This window comes from Cypionkella sp. (assembly GCF_036782355.1).
In the GTDB taxonomy this organism is placed as follows: Bacteria; Pseudomonadota; Alphaproteobacteria; order Rhodobacterales; family Rhodobacteraceae; genus Cypionkella.
The window spans coordinates 69,127-86,474 of the sequence record NZ_DAIPZF010000012.1; the positions used below are offsets into that span (position 1 = coordinate 69,127).

Below are 17,348 nucleotides of genomic sequence, written 5' to 3' on the forward strand. Positions count from 1 at the left end.
GACGCGGTCTTTGGGGCTATTTGGCGATATGTTCTTGTTTGACAAACAAATTGTTCCAAGCGCGGTCGATCAGCTCGGGGCTCATGTGATAGGGCAGACCCTCGAAATCGCAGACTGCGATCATCTGATCGATCAGGAAGGTCGGCTGATAGTTGGCGAAAGTGTTTTGGATGGTGGGATATTTGTTTTTGAGCAGGTGCAAAAGCGCTGCCTCATCCAGCGCCATGCCCTTTTTCTTGGCGACCATGGCGAAGATTTTCAGGAACATTTCTTGGTTGGGTCCGTCGATTTTGATTTTGAAGAAGATCCGGCGCAGCGCCGCTCCGTCGAAGATTTCATTGGGGTGGTAGTTGGTGGAGAAGATCACCAATGTGTCGAAGGGGACGGTGAATTTCTCGCCCGATTGCAAGGCAAGGATGTCGCGGGATTCCTCGAGCGGCACGATCCAGCGGTTGATCAGCTTTTGCGGTGGCTCGGCTTGGCGGCCAAGGTCGTCGACGATGAAAATGCCGCCAGAGGCTTTGAGCTGTAAAGGGGCCTGGTAGGTGCGCGCGATCGGGTTGTATTTCAGATCGAGCATATCAAGGGTCAGCTCGCCGCCGGTGATCACTGAGGGGCGATCGCAAAGCACATAGCGGTTGTCGTAGCGGTTGCCACTGCGGCGCAGGGCATTGGGGTCGTCGACCGAGGTTTCTGCGCGTGAATGCACGATGGGATCGTAAACCGTGATGACTTGGCCGGCGTAGTCGAGGGCGCGGGGGATGTAGATCTTATCGCCCAAAGCGGCGCGAATGCCGTTGGATATTGAGGATTTGCCATTGCCGGGTGGGCCATACATCAGCACCGAGCGGCCAGAGGTGACAGCGGGGCCGAGGTTGGCGATCAGATCGGGGGGCAGGATCAGATGGCCCATGCTTTGCAGCAATTGCGCCCGTGTGAGTTTGATATCGCGCACCGATTGGCGCTGCATTTGTGCTGCATAGGCCGCAAGCGGCACCGGCAAGGCACCATAATATTCTGATTGCGCCAGCGCGTCGAGCGCGCGGTCTTTGCCGGCTTCGGTCAGCTGATAGCCCATCTCGACAGTGGTGGCGCTGGCGTTCAGCGTGCCCTTGGCTTCGATCAGACGTTGGCCTCGGGCGGCGTCGATCAGCTCTTGTGTCAGGTTCACGGGCAAGGCGATGGCACGGGCAAGGTCGCTGACCAGATCGAGGTTCATCCGGAACATGGTTTTCAGCAGGATGTTGTGCATCATCACCGGAGCAATGCCGGTCTCGGACAGGCTGCGCGGTTGCGACGGGGCTTGAACCCCAAGGGGAGTGTGCAGGGTCATCTTGTGGCCTCTTATGCGGATTGCCCCATCACAAGCGATGAGGCAGAGCCGTAAGAAACTCTAGAAAAGCGGCAAGACTAGGGCCAAAAGATAGAAGATAAGTGTCGCCGAAAGCGTGGTGCCAAAGGGAAAGCCCGGATGGGTCCAGCTTTTCCAATCGGGGGTTGCCTTGCGAAACGGCGGGATGGCTTTGAGCAGGCGGTGGGCGGCAAAAGCGCCAAGCGAGCAGGCAACATAGATCATCGACAGTCGCGCCAGATCGGCATGGATAAAGGCGGGTGCCATGGCTGCGGCAAATTTTGCATCGCCGCCGCCGATCAGCCCGGCTGCATTCATCACAAAAGTCACCACCAGCACCGCAACGCCAAGGCCAAGCCCCAGCGCCCAAAGCTTGAACGGCACCACCAGCAGCCCGACCAGCAGCCAGACTGCCAGCATCACCAGCGAGGCTTGATTGGGGATGCGCATAAATTTCAGGTCGCTGAACGAGACCCAAAAGCCGATGAAAAGCGCAAAGGGCAGCAGGGCTGCGGCGGCAAGTGGGCTGATCATCTGAATTAGCCTCCCAAGGCGGTGAGACTGCGCTCGGCGGCCTCGAAATAGCTGGGGGCGGTATCGACGGCCGAGCGCAACAGGTCTTTGCCAACGCTGACATCGCCCTGTTTGACCGCAGCAAGACCGGCGGTATAAAGCAGCTGCGCGCGTTCTTGTTGGGTCATGTTGACCACGGGCATATCGTATTTATGTTGGCCCGCGCGGGCAAGGACGAGGTTGTTTTTCGCGGTGAACAGCTGCGGCTCATAGGTCAGGGCCTGCAAGAACAAGCGCTCGGCCCCGGCATTGTCGCCACGCGTCAGCTTGGAGAAGCCCCAGTTGTTATAGACGCCCGAGGGCTTTGTGGTCAGCCCCGCGGCGATTTCATAAAAGCTGTCGGCCTTCTTCCAGTTCTTTTTCGAATCCGCAACCATGGCTTCAAGGCGATAGCGCTCGAAGGTTTCAAAGGTGGGCGGCACGCTGTTCAGGCTGGCCTCTGCTGCCGCCCAATTGTTGATGCGGATCTGGGCATCGGCAAGGTTGACGCGGTCTTCATTGCTGCCTTCGGGCGAGGCGATGATCGCCGCCCAAACCGCAATCGCCTGATCGGCTTTGCCCGCGCGCACCAGCGATTTTGCCAAACCGCGTTTGAGGTCGATTCGGCTTGGGTTTTCGGCGGCGGCTTTGCTGAAATAGGCGACGGCCTCGGAGGGATCGCCAACGGTCAGCATGATCTCTGACAGGTTGGAGTCGTCGATCAAATTCACCGAATGCAGGGCGGCTTTGGATTTTGCGTCGCTGTTTGCCCCGACACATCCGGCAAGCGCCAAGGCGCCGCACAGGCAGGGGGCAAGGAAGGGGATCTGGCGCATTTTGCGTCCTTTGGCGTTGCTGCTCGGGTGTTATAATTGCGAGAGCAGGACGTAAGTACCTTGCCCTCGCCTAACGAGTTTCATTACGGGCTTTTTCAAATTGCCCGAAGTATAGACCTCGGCCTCGCTTTGGGCGATAGCACGCTTCAGATTTTCGCGGATCGAGTCTGTTTCGCCACTGTCGAGCGCGAAGGCGCGTTGAAACAGCACCCTTGCCTCGCCGATCTGCCCCTGCTCCATCCGCACCACGCCCAGATTGTTCAGCGCGGGCACCAGAGTTTGATCGGCTTCGACGGCGCGCCGCAAGATCTGCTCGGCTTGACCCAGCCGACCCAGATGCAGATCAGCGGTGCCAATCGAGGCCAGCACATCTGCGCTCATGCCCTGTTCGGCGGCGGCGCGCAGATAGGCGCGTAGCGCCAGGTCATATTCCCCCGCAGCCATCAGACGGTGGCCCACCAAAAGCCCATCGACCGCTTTGGCCCGCCCATTGGTGCCGTAGGCCGTGTTGCGCTCGACGTCCGAGGCCCCTAGGCCTTGGCTGCTTTGGCAGGCTGTCAGGGCCGAAAGCATCATCACGGCCCAAGCCAGTGCCTGTGGTGCGATCACTTAGCCCCCCCCGTTGAAACTCGCTGAAATACCTGCCACTGCGGGCCCGATCAGGATAATCAGCAGCGGCGGCAAGGTAAACAACATAGTGCCAAGGGTCAGTTTGGCGGGCAGTTTGTTGGCCAATTCTTCGGCGCGCATCACCCGCTTGTCCCGCATTTCGGCAGAATAGACCCGCAGCGCATCCGACATCGAGGTGCCGAAGGTGGCTGATTGGATGAGCGTGGTGACAAAAGACGAAATATCCGGAATCCCGACGCGATCCGACATGTCTTTCAGCACTTTGGCGCGTTCTTTGCCGGCCTTGACCTCTTGTGAGACCATGTCGAATTCATCGGCAAGGGCAGGATAGCCCGCGCGGCTTTCCTTGGCGATGCGATTGACCGATTGATCCAGCGATTGCCCCGCCTCGACACAGACCAGCATCAGATCCAACGCGTCAGGAAAGCCCGAGACGATTTCCTTTTCCCGTTCTTGCGCGCGTTTGGTGATCCAATACATCGGCAGGTAATAGCCCGCAGCACCCGGAATCAGCGTGGTCATCACCATGGATTGCGTGGAGGGGGCGGCGTCGCCATTGCCAAGCAGTGTATAGATCAGTCCCAGCAGCAAAAAGCTGACCCCCAGCACCATCTGCGCAAAATGGAAGGTGCGCACAGCGTTTTTGTTACGATAGCCTGCGCGCACCATTTTCATCCGCGCCGCCGACATCTCTTCGGCGTTTTGCGGCTCGAGAAAGCTGGCGAATTTCTCTAGCTTATCAGCCTTGGTGCCCGCGCGCAGACTGGCGCGATCCAACGCCAACGGCTTTTTATCGGCCGATTGCCGCAGCGCTTTGATCTTGTCAAAAGGCTCGACCGGCTTTTTCAACAACACCGGCAGCGAGCCTGCAATCAGCAGCACTGCCAGCCCCAAAAGTCCGATTACCGGCCCCATATCGCCAAACAAGGTGGTTAAGCTGTCGGAAACTGTGCCCAAGAACATCATAGCGGCCTCATACTTTGATATCTACCATGATCCGCATGAAGATCATGTTGATCACCAAAAAGACCCCAACAGTGATCAGCGCCGGTATCCAATAGGGGCTGTCTTGCACTGCATCGTAATAGTCGGGTTTCAGCATTTTAATGGTGACAACTGCCCCTAGCGGAAAGGCCGAAAGAAAGCCGCCAGACCATTTCGCCTCGGCTGTGATGGCTTTGACGCGGCGAAACAGTTTAAACCGCGCACGGATTACCTTGGCCAGACCTTCCAGAATTTCTGCCAGATTGCCGCCGGCGGTCTGTTGGATGTTCACCGCCACCGCCAGAAACCGCAGATCCTGGTTGTCCATCCGCTCGGCAAAGGCTTTGAGGCTTTCGGCAATATCGCGTCCATAGGCGGCCTCGTCGGCAATCAGGCCAAATTCGGTGCCCAAAGGATCGGATACCTCTTTCGCGACAATGCCGATTGCAGAGGAAAACGGATGGCCGACGCGCAGCGAGCGCACCATCAGCTCGACCGCATCGGGCAGTTGCTCCTCCATCAAGGCGATGCGCTTTTTGGCTTTGCCATTAACCCAGAAATACACGCCGCCCACGCCAAGGCTGATCGCAACCCCTGCACAGATTGGCGCCGAAGCCGAGGTGGCGATGCTAAAGCCAACAAAGCTGGCCGCACTGATGGCTGCCATAATCATCACCAATTGCAGAGGGGTAAAGGCAATATTGGCCTTTTGCGCCTTGGTCGCCAGCAATGAATACAGCGGGATGCCGCGCGAATTCATATGCTGGCTGATCTCTTTGCGCAGTTGTTCCAGCACCTGTGCGCGGTTGTTGTTGGATTTTTCCAGGAGCGCCAAGCGACGATTGACGCGGTTGTTTAGGTTGATGGAATTGCCAAAGACCGCAAGATAAAGCGCGCCCACCAGCATGGGCACGGCGGCAAAGATCAGGAGGTAGATCAGCGGAGCGGCTTCTAATGTCATGATAAACCTTACAAAATGGGGTCGTAAATCGAGGCGGGTAAATCATAGCCCCATTGCCGAAAGCGGTCAGCGTAATGCGAGCGCACACCGGTGGCATTAAAGCGGCCGATGATTGTGCCATTGGGCTCGACGCCCAGGCGTTCGTAGCGAAACACCTCTTGCATCGAGATCACCTCGCCCTCCATGCCGGTGATTTCGGTGATCGAGACCATACGGCGCGAGCCGTCTTGCAAGCGCGAGGCCTGCACGATCAAATTCACCGCCGAGGCGATTTGCGAGCGCACGGCCTTGAGCGGCATCTCGATCCCGGCCATAGCAACCATGTTTTCAAGCCGCGAGATGCCATCGCGCGCCGAGTTGGCGTGGATCGTGGTCATCGAGCCATCATGGCCGGTGTTCATCGCTTGCAGCATGTCGATGACCTCTTCGCCACGGGTTTCGCCCACGATGATGCGATCAGGCCGCATCCGCAGCGCGTTGCGCAGACAGTCGCGCTGGGTGACAGCCCCCTTACCTTCGACGTTGGCAGGGCGGCTTTCCATCCGGCCAACGTGGATCTGTTGCAGCTGAAGTTCGGCGGTGTCTTCGATTGTCAAAACCCGCTCGGTGTTGTCAATAAAGGACGACAGTGCGTTCAGCGTCGTGGTCTTGCCCGAACCGGTGCCGCCCGAGACGATGACATTCAGCCGACACGAGACCGCCGCTTGCAGATAAAGCGCCATCGCATCGGTAAAAGCGCCAAAGCGCACCAGATCAGGGATGCCCAGTTTCTCTTTCTTGAACTTACGAATCGAGACCAGACTGCCATCCACCGCCACCGGCGGCACCATACAGTTAAACCGCGAGCCATCTTGCAGGCGCGCGTCGCAATAGGGATTGGATTCGTCCACCCGCCGCCCGACAGCCGAGACGATTTTATCAATGATCCGAAGCAGATGGCGTTCGTCTTTAAACGTGATGTCGGTCAATGTTAGCTTGCCCGCCCGTTCAACAAAAATCCGGTTTGGGCCATTCACAAGAATATCGTTAACCGTCTCATCCTTTAGCAAAGGCTCCAGCGGGCCAAGCCCCATCACTTCGTCATAAAGCTCTTGGTTCAACAGATTGCGGTCTTCACGCGGCAGCACCGCCGAAAGCTCTTCCAAGGCCTCGGCCGAGATTGCGGCGATTTCGGCCTTGAGTTCGGCTTCAGAGGCGGTCTCGAGCGCGGCAAGGTTAAGATTTTCCAGCAGGCGCTTGTGCAGCTCTTGCTTTAGCTGGCCCAGCCGTTCTTTGCGCTTTTTCTCTTTGTCTGCGGCGGTGACTTCGGCCGTGGGGCGTGCCGGGGCGCTGACGGGCTTGGCCGCTGTCGCGTCAAGTTTTGGTTGTGGCGCTACCAAAGCCGCGGTCTGAGCCGCAACCGCGGCATTGATTACAACGCCATGAGGCGCGCCGCCCTGTGGTTCTGGCTTTTTGAAACGCGAAAACATCGTAATCCCCCTTGTGCGCTTGTGCGCTTATGCCTTGGCCTGTTCCGCGATTTTGTTCAGATCAACCAGCGTTTTGGCCAGCTTTGCGATGTCTTTGCGCAGTGGGTTCTTCGCGGCAGTTTCAGCCAGTGGCAGGCCGTGGTCATTGGCTTGACTGATCTGTGAGCCGCCATCGGGCAGCTGCGCTTCGATCGAGATATCCAGGCTTTCGGCCATGCGTTTGACGCGTGATTTGCCAGAAAGATCGGTGAATTTTGGCGCGCGGTTCAGCACAAAGCGCAGCTTTTCATGTGCCAGCCCCTCGGCCTTCAGCGCGCGGTTCAGCCGTAGCACGTTTTGCGCCGAGCGCAGATCCAGGTCCATCAGCGCAAAATAGACATGCGCCGCCCCCAGCACGGTTTCGGTCCAAGCGACGATGGTTTTGGGCATGTCGATCACGACATAATCAAAATTGGCACGCGCCATATCCAAAAGGCGGGTGATGTCCTCGGCGCTGACAATATCAAGCGGCAGCATATCGGCAGGGGCGGTCAGCACATGCAGCCGATCTTTAAAGGTCTGCATCGCGGCCACCAGCGAGTCGCTGTCAGCGTTCGCAATATCTGACAAAAGCTCGAACACTGCCTCTTTGCGTGGCAGATCCAGATAGGTCGCAACCGCACCATATTGAAAATCAAGATCCAACAGGCAGACGCGCAGCGGCTCTGCCTGCTCGACGCAGGCAAGCTCCCAAGCCAGATTAACTGCGAAATTCGAGGCCCCGCAGCCCCCCGCCAGCCCGTGAACAGGTAAAACCACCGCATTCCGGTCGCCCTTGGCCTTAAAGCTGGCGCCGGTTTCGGGCGGGGGGGGAGCGGCTGCATGAACCGGGGCTGCGGCGGCGCTGGGCGCGGGGGCTGGGCTTTGCAACCGCGCAATCACCTCTTGCAACATGCCTTGGGGCAAGGGATAGGGAACGAATTCCTCGGCCCCCAGCCGCAACAGCTGATGCAAAGCCACCGGACCCAATTGATCGACAACCAAAATCGCTCTGATTGCTTTGGATTTGGCACAGCGCAGGATGTCGGAAATCAGCGCTAGATCGGTCTCGTCGGCAGCATTCACCGCAAGCGCGACAAAGCGCAGCGTCGCGGCCTCGGGTTGCTCAAGAAAGCTCAACGCGTGATCAAAGCTAAGATCGCCCCAGTTTTCCCCCAGCGCATCTTCCATTTCGTCGATCAACATCTCGAAATTCTGCACATCCCGCGAGATCGTGCAGGCCAAAATCGGCGCGGGCTCGGGCTGCAAAGTTGCAAGGTTTGTCATCGTCACATCGTTCCTATCTTGCCATCGAGGGTGCCGACTGCATGGCCGCAGCGCTTGGCTTCCTGTGACTGCAAGATCGTTGACGAAGGTGGCGAGATTGGGGCTAAAATCGCGTCAATCTTTGATTTTAGCTCGATTAGCCGCCTGCGGGTTTCAGCGCCGAGGTGGTTTCGGAATTGTTCGGATGCGCCCGAGTCGCGCTTTCGACATATTCGCGCATCACAACGGCTGCGAATTTGCCGCTGGTGATGTCGGGGCTGCGCGCCACAAAGCCGGTGACTTCGGTGACCGTGCGGCGGTTGCGCGCTTCGGGGGCGGTGGTTTGGATCAGAGGATGGCTTTCCCCATAAGAGGCCACCGCTTCAAGCCGTGCCGAGCCGATGCCAAGGCCAGTCAGATAGCTGACAGCGGCGCGAGCGCGGCGCAGGCCCAAGGCTTGGTTTTGGCGCGCAGAGCCGACCAGATCGGTATGGCCATAGACGCGAAAGCGCACTTCGGGGAACTGACGGATCCAGCTTGCCTGTTGGGCCAGAACGGCGCGGGCTTCGGCGCTAAGCTCGGCCGAATTCGTGGCAAAGGTAATGGTATTTGGCACCTCTGCGGCAAAGCGCTGCGCCAGCTGTTGTGATAAGTTGCGCTGGCCGGACATGATTTGGCTGTTTAGCATGCTTGGATTGCCAAATCCGCCCTCATCCACCTCATAGCCCGCCTCGCGGTCAAAGCTGGCGGCAGAGCATCCGGCAAGCGTGGTAAAGGTAAGCGCAATCAGAGCAAAGGGGCGCAACTTCATCATCTATTCCATCACATAGCCGTAAGAGCCGCTGAAATCTTGCCGCGCGACTTCGCCCGCAGCGCCTTTCTGAGGCCGCGCAACTTGGCCGTTCAGGAACAGATCGCGCTCGGAGGGGATTTTGACACGGTCGGTCGGCAACACAAAAGCCTCGCCGCGGGTGGGGGTGACCAGATGCGGTGTGACAATGATTACCAATTCGGATTGCTTGCGCGCGTAATCAGCCGAGCGGAACAGCGCCCCCAGCACCGGAATATCACCCAGCCAAGGCACTTGGCTGGCCAGATCGGTGAAATCATCTTGCAACAGCCCCGCGATGGCAAAGCTTTCGCCGTCGCGCATCTCGACTGTGGTCGAGGTTTCGCGGCGCTTGAAGGCGTTGACGCTGACGCCGCCGGTGGTGAGGGTGGTGGTGGTGTCGATCGAAGACACTGCGGCGTTGATGGTCAGATTGATATTGCCATCTTCAATCACCAAGGGGGTAAAGTTCAGCTCGACGCCAAAGGGCTTATATTCGACGCTGACCGCGCCAGAGCTTTGAGTTACCGGAATGGGATATTCGCCGCCTGCCAGAAACTTGGCCTCTTGGCCTGAAAGCGCAGTCAGATTGGGCTCGGCAAGCGTGCGGACAAAGCCTTTGCTTTCAAGCGCTTCCAGCAGAACGCCAAATTCAAGCCCCCCGACACCACCACCCAATAAGATCCGTCCACTCGCTTGGTTGGCCGAGGTCAGTGTCGAGGAGGCGCCGCCATTGAGCAGCGCAGTCAGGTTCGAGGTTTGCGCCAATTGGCCGGTGCCGCCGATCAGCCCGCTGGTCGAGCCGCCCGAGATCCCCAGTGAGGCCGAGAGATTTTTCGACACCGAGCGCTGCATTTCGGCAAAGCGCACCTTCAGCATCACTTGTTGCGTGCCGCCGACACTCATCAGATTCGAGACGCGGTCTTGGGCATAGCGCGCGGCCAGATCCAAGGCGCGGTCCAGCTTTGCCGCCGAAGAAACCGTGCCCGACAGAACAATGCCATCATTGGCGGTGCGCACTTCGATATGCTCGCCGGGCAGAATTTGCTGCAAACGTTCCTTGAACTCGGCCACATCGGGCGAGACGCTGACATCGACGTTTGAAATCAGCCTGCCATCAGCGCCAAGCAGCGTCATCGTGGTGCGGCCGGGGGCCTTGCCCAGAACGTAGATCGTCTTATCCGACAGGGTGGATATATCGGCAATACCGGGGTTTGCGATCGAAAGCTCTGCAAAGGCCGTGTCGCTTTCGACCACCACGGCACGGTTCAGCGGCACCTCAAGCGGTTGCGGCGTCGAGCCCTGCATCACGCGCAGCGTTTGCGCCTGCGCCAGCGAAAGCGACGCCGATGCCAGGGCCACGCCCAAACATCCCACCGCGAAGATGCGTCCTATACTCATGGAGCCTGCCTTTTCGATCACGCGTCTGGAGAAGTCATTTTGCGCTTTTCCTATCCTTAAGATGCTACATTTGATCTTTTTTTGCAATAATCAAATGGTTGCAGACCGAAGCTTATGTAAGCGTCCGGTCTGATGGCGCAAAGTTTTGCTGGCCTTGTGCCGGCGACCACAAGCCGCTGTGGTCGCACAACTATCGGCTGCGGCGTCAATTGGTGCAGGGGATCGGCATTTCGATCACTTCTGCGCCTTTTCGGGTTTTGATCGAGCAGGTTTTCGCAAGCGGCTGCACCACCATTGGGGCTGCGACGGTTAAGGCTGGAACAATGCCCAACATGCCTTCGGTGGTGACATCAATCTGGCCGGTAACGGTGTCATCGCCATGCCCCACCAGTGACATCACCAGACGCCCCGTGGCTTGGGCTTGCACCAGACGGCCAACCTGTTCGGGGCTGACGGCGACGGTGACGGTGCGGTTCTGGATCTCGCCGCTGGTCGGTTTGGCCTTGGAGTTGTGATCAACTGCGATGATTCGAAGCTGACTTTCGATCAGGCGGGTGATGTCACCGGAATTGCCAGAGACCGACCCTGTCCAGTAAACATCGACGCGGTCGCCCGGTTGCAAAAAGTCAGCGGCCTTCACTTCGATAGCAAAGGCGCGTTCGCCCTTGGCGATCGAACCGTTCAGGCCCACTTGTTCGCCTGGCGCCGTGATATTGACCGCCAGCAGGGGTTCAAACTTTTCGATCTGGCGCTGCACAAAGCGGTTCGCATTGGCGGCATCCTCAGGAAAAAGTTCTGATTTCTTAAAGAAAGCACCGTCTGGAATGGCATTTTTCGGCCAATAGATCAACTGCACATCATCGGGCGTCAGCATCTCGCCATAGTCCTTGGACTTGTTGGCGACATAGATTTCGACCAGCCCGCCTGTCTTGGCAAGAATTGCCTGTTCTTGCTGCATCGCTGATTGGTTCTTGTTGATAAAGCCTTGTACGACATAGACCGCGGCCCCCGCCAAAGCGAGCCCTACGGCCAGCACAAGCCCAAAGATCATCCGCATTTGCTACCCTTTCTTGCAAAGCTTGCCGCCTGGCGGCTTGGCGTGATTATTGATTTTCAAAGCCCACGGGCACCGAACTGACGTCAGTCGAAACCTTGCTGGTTGCGCTTTCGGTGCTAAAGGCAATCGGCTTGAGCGCGACCAGTCCCATGCCGATCACTGCTGCCGAAAGCACGACCCAATCGACGGTGACGGCACCGCTATCGTCGTCTTGAAACACTTTGATGGGGTTCACCATTTGGTCCTCATGACTTGCCCAAAGGGGCTGCTTTGGAAGACTGCGCGTAAAAGGTGGCCCGATTGCGGCACAGCTAAGGCGTTTTCGCGACAGCTTTTGTTCTGGCAATGGTGCCGCTCAAAAGCCTTGCAAGCAAAAGGCCGCATCCCGTCCCGGATGCGGCCTGCACCTGTGTCAGGTGATGTTCAAAGCTTACTTGCTTGCAGCTTCATAGCCCGAGGACCGCGCCGACAAGTCAGTGACCACGGTGTCGCCCAGGGTGCTGATGCCACCGCCAACGGTTTTCATCACAACCATGCCAAGGCCAACGATGGCTGCGGTCAGAACGACCCAGTCAACCGTCACAGCGCCCGACTCGTCGGATTTGAAGTTCTTGAACAGTTTGCGGAGTTTCAAAGTCATCATAATAAGTCCCTTTCCAAGGTTTGCTTTTCTATACCGATCCGGTTGGTTCTGCGCCGCTCTCTGTTTCGTCGCTGCCGTTCGGTATGCCCCTATATGCACCTCTAAACGTGGCCAGACTTCGGCCTGCGCGGGACAATTTAAGGACAATCAATATATTCTTAAGTATTTTATAACACCCTGAAGGATATAGGTTATTTTTGGGTTAACCTGGCCTTGACGTTGAATTCCGGCGTGTCCTTTGCGCCGATTTGGGCGAAATTGCCGCAATCTGGGGCAAATTCCGTAGAAATTTCCGCATCGCTCTGCGAAAAACGCATCAAGGATAACAAGACAGGCGGCATCCAAGGTGGTGCGAGGCAGTTTGGCGGTGGCCACGATGATTCTGTTCAGCCTTGCGCCGCTTGGGGCGCAGGGCCAAGAGCCGTTGGGCGCGGGCTTTGGCTTTAAACGCATCAAGGTTGCTGAGATCGCGGCGGGCAAGCGCATCACCGTGCAGATTGATCCGGCAGAGCAGGCCCGTGTGCTGCAAGCCCTGTCGCGTGCGCAATCAAAGCCCGTCAGCACCCCGCAGGCCGCCTTGGGGCCCGTCGCGCCAGCGCCACCCGCAAAGGCCTTGGCGCGCTATGATTGGTTTTGGCAGGCTGTGGCCCCCGAGCGGGATCAGGTTTCGGGGCGGTTTGAGCTTGCGCTGGCGCAGCTTGCACGCGGCCCAGAGGGCGCGCAGGTTGCCGCGCCGCGGTTGCAGCAGATGCAAGCGCTGGCGCAGCGCTATGGTACCGAGATTTTAAAGGCGACGATTGGCACGCAGGTCTCGCCAGCGCTGGTGCTGGCGGTGATCGGGATCGAAAGCGCTGGTGAGACCACCGCAGAAAGCCAGGCCGGGGCGCAGGGGCTGATGCAACTGATGCCCGCGACCGCCGCGCGCTTTGGCGTGCGCGATTCGCTGGATGCGGTGCAGAATATCCAGGGCGGTGTGGCCTATCTGGATTTTCTGATGCAGAGTTTTAATCGCGATCCGGTGATGGTGTTGGCGGCCTATAATGCGGGCGAGGGGGCGGTGGCAGCCAACAACGGTGTGCCGCCCTTTGCCGAGACCCGCGACTATGTTCCCAAGGTGCTGGCGGCTTGGCAGGTGGCGCAGGGGCTATGTTTGACACCGCCCGAATTGGTGAGCGACCCTTGTGTGTTCAAGGTGATTGCGGTGGAGGAGTAGGTCAGGCGTGGCGGGGGGCTGTCTGCCCCCCACGGGCCTTGGCCTTTGGCCAAAGCCCTCCCCCCGAGGATATTTTTAGACAGATGAAGGGGGAGGGGCTGGGTTAGTTGAGGATGGTGGCGAGGGTGGCTGCGCGGAGTTCTGCCTCGGTGACGCCTTCGGCGCATTCGACGATTTTGAGCCCGCCTTCGACGACATCCAGCACGCCGAGATTGGTGATGATGCGGTCAACCACGCCGCGTCCGGTGAGCGGCAGGGTGCAGGCTTTCAGCACCTTGCTTTCGCCGTGTTTCGAGGTGTGATCCATCACCACCACCACGCGGCCGACGCCTGCGACCAGATCCATCGCGCCGCCCATGCCTTTGACGAGCTTGCCCGGGATCATCCAATTGGCCAGATCGCCGTTTTCGGCCACCTCCATCGCGCCCAAGATCGCCATTGCGATTTTGCCGCCGCGGATCATCGCGAAGGATTGCGCGGAATCAAAGAAGGCGGTTTGCGGCAGTTCGGTGATGGTTTGCTTGCCGGCGTTGATCAGATCGGCGTCCTCATCGCCTTCAAGCGGGAAGGGGCCCATGCCGAGCATGCCGTTTTCCGATTGCAGGGTGACCTCGATGCCTTCGGGGATGTAGTTTGACACCAGCGTCGGGATGCCGATGCCAAGGTTGACATACCAGCCGTCTTGCAGCTCTTGCGCGGCGCGGGCCGCCATTTGGTTGCGGTCCCACATTACACGGACTCCTGTTTGCGCACAGTGCGTTGCTCGATGCGTTTTTCGTGTGCGCCTTGCACGATGCGGTGCACATAGATGCCGGGCAGGTGGATGCTGTCGGGGTCAAGCGCGCCAAGCGGCACGATTTCTTCGACTTCCGCGACGCAGACCTTGCCGCAGGTGGCGGCAGGCGGGTTGAAGTTGCGCGCGGTTTTGCGGAACACCAGGTTGCCCGAAGGGTCGGCCTTCCAGGCTTTGACGATCGAGAGGTCAGCGACGATGCCGCGTTCCAAGATATAGTCCTGGCCGTCGAAGGTTTTCACCTCTTTGCCCTCGGCGATCACCGTGCCGACGCCGGTTTTGGTGTAAAATCCGGGAATGCCGGCACCGCCTGCGCGCATGCGTTCGGCCAGCGTGCCTTGGGGGTTGAATTCCAGCTCGAGCTCGCCAGAGAGATATTGGCGCATGAATTCGGCGTTTTCCCCGACATAAGACGAGATCATTTTCTTGACCTGCCGGGTTTCCAGCAGCACGCCAAGGCCAAAGCCGTCAACGCCTGCATTGTTCGAGGCCACGGTCAGACCTTTGGTGCCCGCGTCGCGGATGGCGGCGATCAGCAGTTCGGGGATGCCGCAAAGGCCAAAGCCGCCCGCCGCGATCAGCATATCGTCAAACAACAGCCCATCGAGGGCCGCCGCAGCCGTGGGGTAGATTTTCTTCATGTGCGTCCTCCGCAAACTCTGGTGGTCATAAAAGCAGGGAATGGGGCGGTGTCAATCGCTGCGCTGCGGCGAGGCGGGTTTTCCCCGCCGCTTTGGCGAAAGTGTTGCGGCGTGCAGGCAGGATATTGTTTAGGCCGCAGGAACAGGCTAGGGAAAGGTCAGGGCAGCGCCTGCTGCCTGATGCGCTGTGCGGGCGTGCTGGAATGGTAGACAGACCAGACTTAAAATCTGTTGGGCCTTGTGCCCGTGTGGGTTCGAGTCCCACCGCCCGTACCACCGATCCCACAGCACTGACGTAGCTTGGGGCAGGCGGGCCGAGTGCGGGCGATTTTTGCCGCAAACCTAAGGAGACATCGCCATGCTGTGGAGTATTCGTGCGCGCCTGAAACCGGCGCTGACGGTGATCGAGATGATCCCGAATGTGCATCGCACGCCAGCTTTGGCGGCGCTGCGGCGGGCGGCTTTGGATGGGCGCTGTGCCACGCTGCGGCTGACGCCAGAGGAGCGCGAGGTTGCGTTTTTTGACGGGCCTGTGCAGCTGATCTCGCCGATCGGGGCGCGGCTGTTGCTGGCACTTTATCGTGAGGGGCGGATCAAGCTGAAGAAACCTGCGGTGGCAAAACTGCCAGCGCTTGAGGCCTATATCGCGACTGAGGCCGCATTTCTCGCCGAGGTGGCGCAGCTTTTGGCCGAAGAGGACGCCAAGCGCGACCGGCTGGCCTGCATCGTCGCCGATCCGTCTTGCGCACGCGCAGACGAGCTGAGCCCGTTTCTCATTGATAAGGTGATCACTGCCAAGCTTGGCTACGGCGCGCTGGGCCAAATGCAGATCGCAGGGCTTATGTGCCATAAGGAGCTTGCCGACGCCGCCGATCCAAGCCGCGATGGTGATCAAATTCGCTGCTGGTGGCTGGATGCGCAGGGCCATCGCCACGGCGATCTGTGAGCGCGCAGATCAAGGTCTGATGCCGCTTGCGCCATGGTAAGCTAAGGTGATTGCAGGTTAAATTGGAGGCGGGTATCGGAATCGAACCGATCTACATGGATTTGCAATCCAGCGCATAGCCTGCCTGCCCACCCGCCTCAACGTCTTGAGGGAATAGGGGAAAGCGGCGAGGGGTGCAAGGGGGGAAACACACAAAGCCAGCTTGGCGCCAGCTTGAAAATGCAAACGGCCGCCCCGAAGGACGGCCGATTTGATACTGGAGCGGGCGAGGCGATTCGAACGCCCGACCCTAACCTTGGCAAGGTTATGCTCTACCCCTGAGCTACGCCCGCACTCCGTAGGTGTGGGTTTACTGGCCCAGCGGCGACAGTGCAAGGGGGAGATGCTGAGTTTTTTGCGCAATGTTACTATTTTTATCAAGCGCTTGCGCGGCAATGCAAAAGGGCGCCCAGAGGGCGCCCTTTGCTTAATCCGATGGAGCGGGCGAGGCGATTCGAACGCCCGACCCTAACCTTGGCAAGGTTATGCTCTACCCCTGAGCTACGCCCGCACCGATCGGATGGGCGTGAGATAAGCGAGCAGCACCGCCCTTGCAAGAGCAAAAATGCATAGGCCCAAAGGATTTATCCGCGCACCACCTCTGCCGCCTCAATCAGGCCTTGGGCGATATAATCCAACTCGGCCTCGGTCAGCCGGGTGGGCAAGCGCACATCGCAAGCCCGCATCAACATTGCCCGGGTTTGCGGCAGATCAGGGGCCGGGCCAAGGAATTCCCAGTTCCAAAATGCGCGGGCATTGCCCTCTGACAGACCAAAAACCTGCACCGAGATCTGCCGCTTTTTCGCCTCGGCCTGAAAGGCCAGCGCTTGCGCATCGCTCCAATCACCGCTGAGGTTGAACTGAATGGAATCAGGCGCGCGCTGTTCGGGCGGCAGGGCAGGCGGCACGCGCAGATGCGCCGAACCGTTCAGCTGCCCCGCCACCCGATCATGGCCCGCACGCCCCTTTGCCACCCGCAGCGCCACCTCGGGCAATTGCGGCCGGATCACCGCCGCCGAAAGATTCTGCATCCGCATGTTGTAAAGCGGCAATTTGTTCTGCCACAGCATAAAGCTGTTCTGCATGCCCGGATGCTTCTTCCAATTGCTCTCATAAGCCCCCGACATGATCACAGCGCGGGCGGCAAGTTCAGGGTCATCGGTGATCAAGATGCCGCCTTCGCCTGCATTCACCAACTTGTAAGATTGAAAGGAAAAACAGCCGATCTTGCCAATCGTGCCAATCGCGCGGCCATGCCACTCGGTGCCAAGACTATGGGCCGCATCCTCGATCACCGGAATGCCGCGCGCCTCACATAGCGCCATGATCGCATCCATATCCGAGGTATGTCCGCGCATATGGCTGATCAAAACCGCATCCGCCCCCTCAAGCTTGGTGGCAAAATCACCGATATCAACGCGGTAATTCTCGCCCACCTCGACCAAAACCGGCAGGCAATCAGCATGCACCACCGCCGAAGGTACCGCCGCAAAGGTAAAACCCGGGATCAAAACCCGTGCGCCCCGTGGCAAATCCAGCGCCTTCAAGGATAAAAACAAAGCTGCTGAGCAGGAGGACACTGCCAGCGCATAACGCGCGCCCAAAAGCGCTGCGAACTCTTGCTCTAAAAGCGCCACTGGCGCCCCTGCTGCAGCCGTGTAGCGAAACAGGTCGCCAGAGCTTAACAACCGATCAATCTCCGCCCGCGCGGCCTGCGGG

General features: G+C 58.9%; 18 protein-coding genes and 4 tRNA genes. 3 read left to right on the top strand and 19 right to left on the bottom strand.

The features are described 5' to 3' along the window. Positions 1-16 precede the first annotated feature (16 nt). The 13 genes from V7Q10_RS06720 to V7Q10_RS06780 form a co-directional block, all read right to left on the bottom strand. Entirely contained in the window at positions 17-1,333 is a 1,317-nt protein-coding gene (locus V7Q10_RS06720; protein ID WP_333868297.1) for an ATPase, read from the bottom strand. A 60-nt stretch (positions 1,334-1,393) separates the two neighbouring features. Beyond that, positions 1,394-1,885, bottom strand: a complete 492-nt coding sequence (locus V7Q10_RS06725) for a prepilin peptidase (RefSeq protein WP_333868298.1) — start codon at positions 1,883-1,885, stop codon at positions 1,394-1,396. A gap of 5 nt (positions 1,886-1,890) precedes the next feature. Then, the gene (locus V7Q10_RS06730; RefSeq protein WP_333868299.1) at positions 1,891-2,739 is read right to left on the bottom strand and encodes a tetratricopeptide repeat protein; all 849 of its coding nucleotides are present in this window, start codon (positions 2,737-2,739) and stop codon (positions 1,891-1,893) included. Positions 2,740-2,769: 30 nt separating this feature from the next. After that, positions 2,770-3,315: a tetratricopeptide repeat protein gene (locus V7Q10_RS06735; RefSeq protein WP_442885831.1), complete on the bottom strand. Its 546-nt coding sequence runs from the start codon at positions 3,313-3,315 to the stop codon at positions 2,770-2,772. Positions 3,316-3,348: 33 nt separating this feature from the next. Then, the gene (locus tag V7Q10_RS06740; RefSeq protein ID WP_333868301.1) at positions 3,349-4,335 is read right to left on the bottom strand and encodes a type II secretion system F family protein; all 987 of its coding nucleotides are present in this window, start codon (positions 4,333-4,335) and stop codon (positions 3,349-3,351) included. 7 nt (positions 4,336-4,342) lie between these two features. Continuing rightward, positions 4,343-5,314, bottom strand: a complete 972-nt coding sequence (locus V7Q10_RS06745) for a type II secretion system F family protein (protein ID WP_333868302.1) — start codon at positions 5,312-5,314, stop codon at positions 4,343-4,345. Positions 5,315-5,322: 8 nt separating this feature from the next. Then, complete coding sequence (locus tag V7Q10_RS06750) at positions 5,323-6,783, bottom strand: CpaF family protein (protein WP_333868303.1); 1,461 nt, start codon at positions 6,781-6,783, stop codon at positions 5,323-5,325. A gap of 27 nt (positions 6,784-6,810) precedes the next feature. Further along, positions 6,811-8,088, bottom strand: a complete 1,278-nt coding sequence (locus V7Q10_RS06755) for an AAA family ATPase (RefSeq protein ID WP_333868304.1) — start codon at positions 8,086-8,088, stop codon at positions 6,811-6,813. 136 nt (positions 8,089-8,224) lie between these two features. Next, entirely contained in the window at positions 8,225-8,878 is a 654-nt protein-coding gene (locus tag V7Q10_RS06760; protein ID WP_333868305.1) for an OmpA family protein, read from the bottom strand. Positions 8,879-8,881: 3 nt separating this feature from the next. After that, the gene (locus tag V7Q10_RS06765) at positions 8,882-10,297 is read right to left on the bottom strand and encodes a type II and III secretion system protein family protein (RefSeq protein ID WP_333868306.1); all 1,416 of its coding nucleotides are present in this window, start codon (positions 10,295-10,297) and stop codon (positions 8,882-8,884) included. A 205-nt stretch (positions 10,298-10,502) separates the two neighbouring features. After that, positions 10,503-11,354, bottom strand: coding sequence for a Flp pilus assembly protein CpaB (gene cpaB / locus V7Q10_RS06770; protein WP_333868307.1), 852 nt, complete (start codon positions 11,352-11,354; stop codon positions 10,503-10,505). 46 nt (positions 11,355-11,400) lie between these two features. Then, on the bottom strand, positions 11,401-11,592 hold the full coding sequence (locus V7Q10_RS06775) for a hypothetical protein (RefSeq protein WP_333868308.1): 192 nt from the start codon (positions 11,590-11,592) through the stop codon (positions 11,401-11,403). Positions 11,593-11,784: 192 nt separating this feature from the next. Then, positions 11,785-11,988: a pilus assembly protein gene (locus V7Q10_RS06780; RefSeq protein WP_442885832.1), complete on the bottom strand. Its 204-nt coding sequence runs from the start codon at positions 11,986-11,988 to the stop codon at positions 11,785-11,787. 385 nt (positions 11,989-12,373) lie between these two features. Between V7Q10_RS06780 and V7Q10_RS06785 the strand changes: the two genes are divergently transcribed. Then, positions 12,374-13,210 carry a lytic transglycosylase domain-containing protein gene (locus tag V7Q10_RS06785; protein WP_333868315.1) on the top strand — a complete coding sequence of 279 codons (837 nt, stop codon included), beginning with the start codon at positions 12,374-12,376 and terminating at the stop codon, positions 13,208-13,210. Positions 13,211-13,313: 103 nt separating this feature from the next. On the opposite strand, the gene V7Q10_RS06790 is transcribed toward V7Q10_RS06785, so the two are convergent. Further along, the gene (locus V7Q10_RS06790) at positions 13,314-13,940 is read right to left on the bottom strand and encodes a 3-oxoacid CoA-transferase subunit B (protein ID WP_333868310.1); all 627 of its coding nucleotides are present in this window, start codon (positions 13,938-13,940) and stop codon (positions 13,314-13,316) included. Beyond that, complete coding sequence (locus tag V7Q10_RS06795; protein ID WP_333868311.1) at positions 13,940-14,644, bottom strand: CoA transferase subunit A; 705 nt, start codon at positions 14,642-14,644, stop codon at positions 13,940-13,942. Before V7Q10_RS06795 ends, V7Q10_RS06790 begins: the two co-directional genes overlap by 1 nt. A gap of 189 nt (positions 14,645-14,833) precedes the next feature. On the opposite strand from V7Q10_RS06795, the gene V7Q10_RS06800 reads away from it, so the two are divergent. Together V7Q10_RS06800 and V7Q10_RS06805 are read left to right on the top strand one after the other, a co-directional pair. Then, a tRNA-Leu gene (locus tag V7Q10_RS06800) sits at positions 14,834-14,920 on the top strand. Positions 14,921-15,002: 82 nt separating this feature from the next. After that, positions 15,003-15,590: a hypothetical protein gene (locus tag V7Q10_RS06805; protein WP_333868312.1), complete on the top strand. Its 588-nt coding sequence runs from the start codon at positions 15,003-15,005 to the stop codon at positions 15,588-15,590. Between the two features lie 63 nt (positions 15,591-15,653). Here V7Q10_RS06805 and V7Q10_RS06810 read toward each other — a convergent pair. The 4 genes from V7Q10_RS06810 to V7Q10_RS06825 all read right to left on the bottom strand — a co-directional run. After that, a tRNA-Cys gene (locus V7Q10_RS06810) sits at positions 15,654-15,727 on the bottom strand. A 120-nt stretch (positions 15,728-15,847) separates the two neighbouring features. Further along, a tRNA-Gly gene (locus V7Q10_RS06815) sits at positions 15,848-15,922 on the bottom strand. A 143-nt stretch (positions 15,923-16,065) separates the two neighbouring features. Continuing rightward, positions 16,066-16,140, bottom strand: a tRNA-Gly gene (locus V7Q10_RS06820). A 73-nt stretch (positions 16,141-16,213) separates the two neighbouring features. After that, the coding region (locus V7Q10_RS06825; RefSeq protein WP_333868313.1) for a DegT/DnrJ/EryC1/StrS family aminotransferase at positions 16,214-17,348 on the bottom strand (1,135 nt) is incomplete at its 5' end.

What these genes read in the sequence shown, in the direction of transcription:
- V7Q10_RS06720 (WP_333868297.1), bottom strand. Translation starts at nt 1,333, where the DNA reads ATGACCCTGCACACTCCCCTTGGGGTTCAAGCCCCGTCGCAACCGCGC.
- V7Q10_RS06725 (WP_333868298.1), bottom strand. Translation starts at nt 1,885, where the DNA reads ATGATCAGCCCACTTGCCGCCGCAGCCCTGCTGCCCTTTGCGCTTTTC.
- V7Q10_RS06730 (WP_333868299.1), bottom strand. Translation starts at nt 2,739, where the DNA reads ATGCGCCAGATCCCCTTCCTTGCCCCCTGCCTGTGCGGCGCCTTGGCG.
- V7Q10_RS06735 (WP_442885831.1), bottom strand. Translation starts at nt 3,315, where the DNA reads ATGATGCTTTCGGCCCTGACAGCCTGCCAAAGCAGCCAAGGCCTAGGG.
- V7Q10_RS06740 (WP_333868301.1), bottom strand. Translation starts at nt 4,335, where the DNA reads ATGATGTTCTTGGGCACAGTTTCCGACAGCTTAACCACCTTGTTTGGC.
- V7Q10_RS06745 (WP_333868302.1), bottom strand. Translation starts at nt 5,314, where the DNA reads ATGACATTAGAAGCCGCTCCGCTGATCTACCTCCTGATCTTTGCCGCC.
- V7Q10_RS06750 (WP_333868303.1), bottom strand. Translation starts at nt 6,783, where the DNA reads ATGTTTTCGCGTTTCAAAAAGCCAGAACCACAGGGCGGCGCGCCTCAT.
- V7Q10_RS06755 (WP_333868304.1), bottom strand. Translation starts at nt 8,088, where the DNA reads ATGACAAACCTTGCAACTTTGCAGCCCGAGCCCGCGCCGATTTTGGCC.
- V7Q10_RS06760 (WP_333868305.1), bottom strand. Translation starts at nt 8,878, where the DNA reads ATGAAGTTGCGCCCCTTTGCTCTGATTGCGCTTACCTTTACCACGCTT.
- V7Q10_RS06765 (WP_333868306.1), bottom strand. Translation starts at nt 10,297, where the DNA reads ATGAGTATAGGACGCATCTTCGCGGTGGGATGTTTGGGCGTGGCCCTG.
- cpaB (WP_333868307.1), bottom strand. Translation starts at nt 11,354, where the DNA reads ATGCGGATGATCTTTGGGCTTGTGCTGGCCGTAGGGCTCGCTTTGGCG.
- V7Q10_RS06775 (WP_333868308.1), bottom strand. Translation starts at nt 11,592, where the DNA reads ATGGTGAACCCCATCAAAGTGTTTCAAGACGACGATAGCGGTGCCGTC.
- V7Q10_RS06785 (WP_333868315.1), top strand. Translation starts at nt 12,374, where the DNA reads ATGATTCTGTTCAGCCTTGCGCCGCTTGGGGCGCAGGGCCAAGAGCCG.
- V7Q10_RS06790 (WP_333868310.1), bottom strand. Translation starts at nt 13,940, where the DNA reads ATGTGGGACCGCAACCAAATGGCGGCCCGCGCCGCGCAAGAGCTGCAA.
- V7Q10_RS06795 (WP_333868311.1), bottom strand. Translation starts at nt 14,644, where the DNA reads ATGAAGAAAATCTACCCCACGGCTGCGGCGGCCCTCGATGGGCTGTTG.
- V7Q10_RS06805 (WP_333868312.1), top strand. Translation starts at nt 15,003, where the DNA reads ATGCTGTGGAGTATTCGTGCGCGCCTGAAACCGGCGCTGACGGTGATC.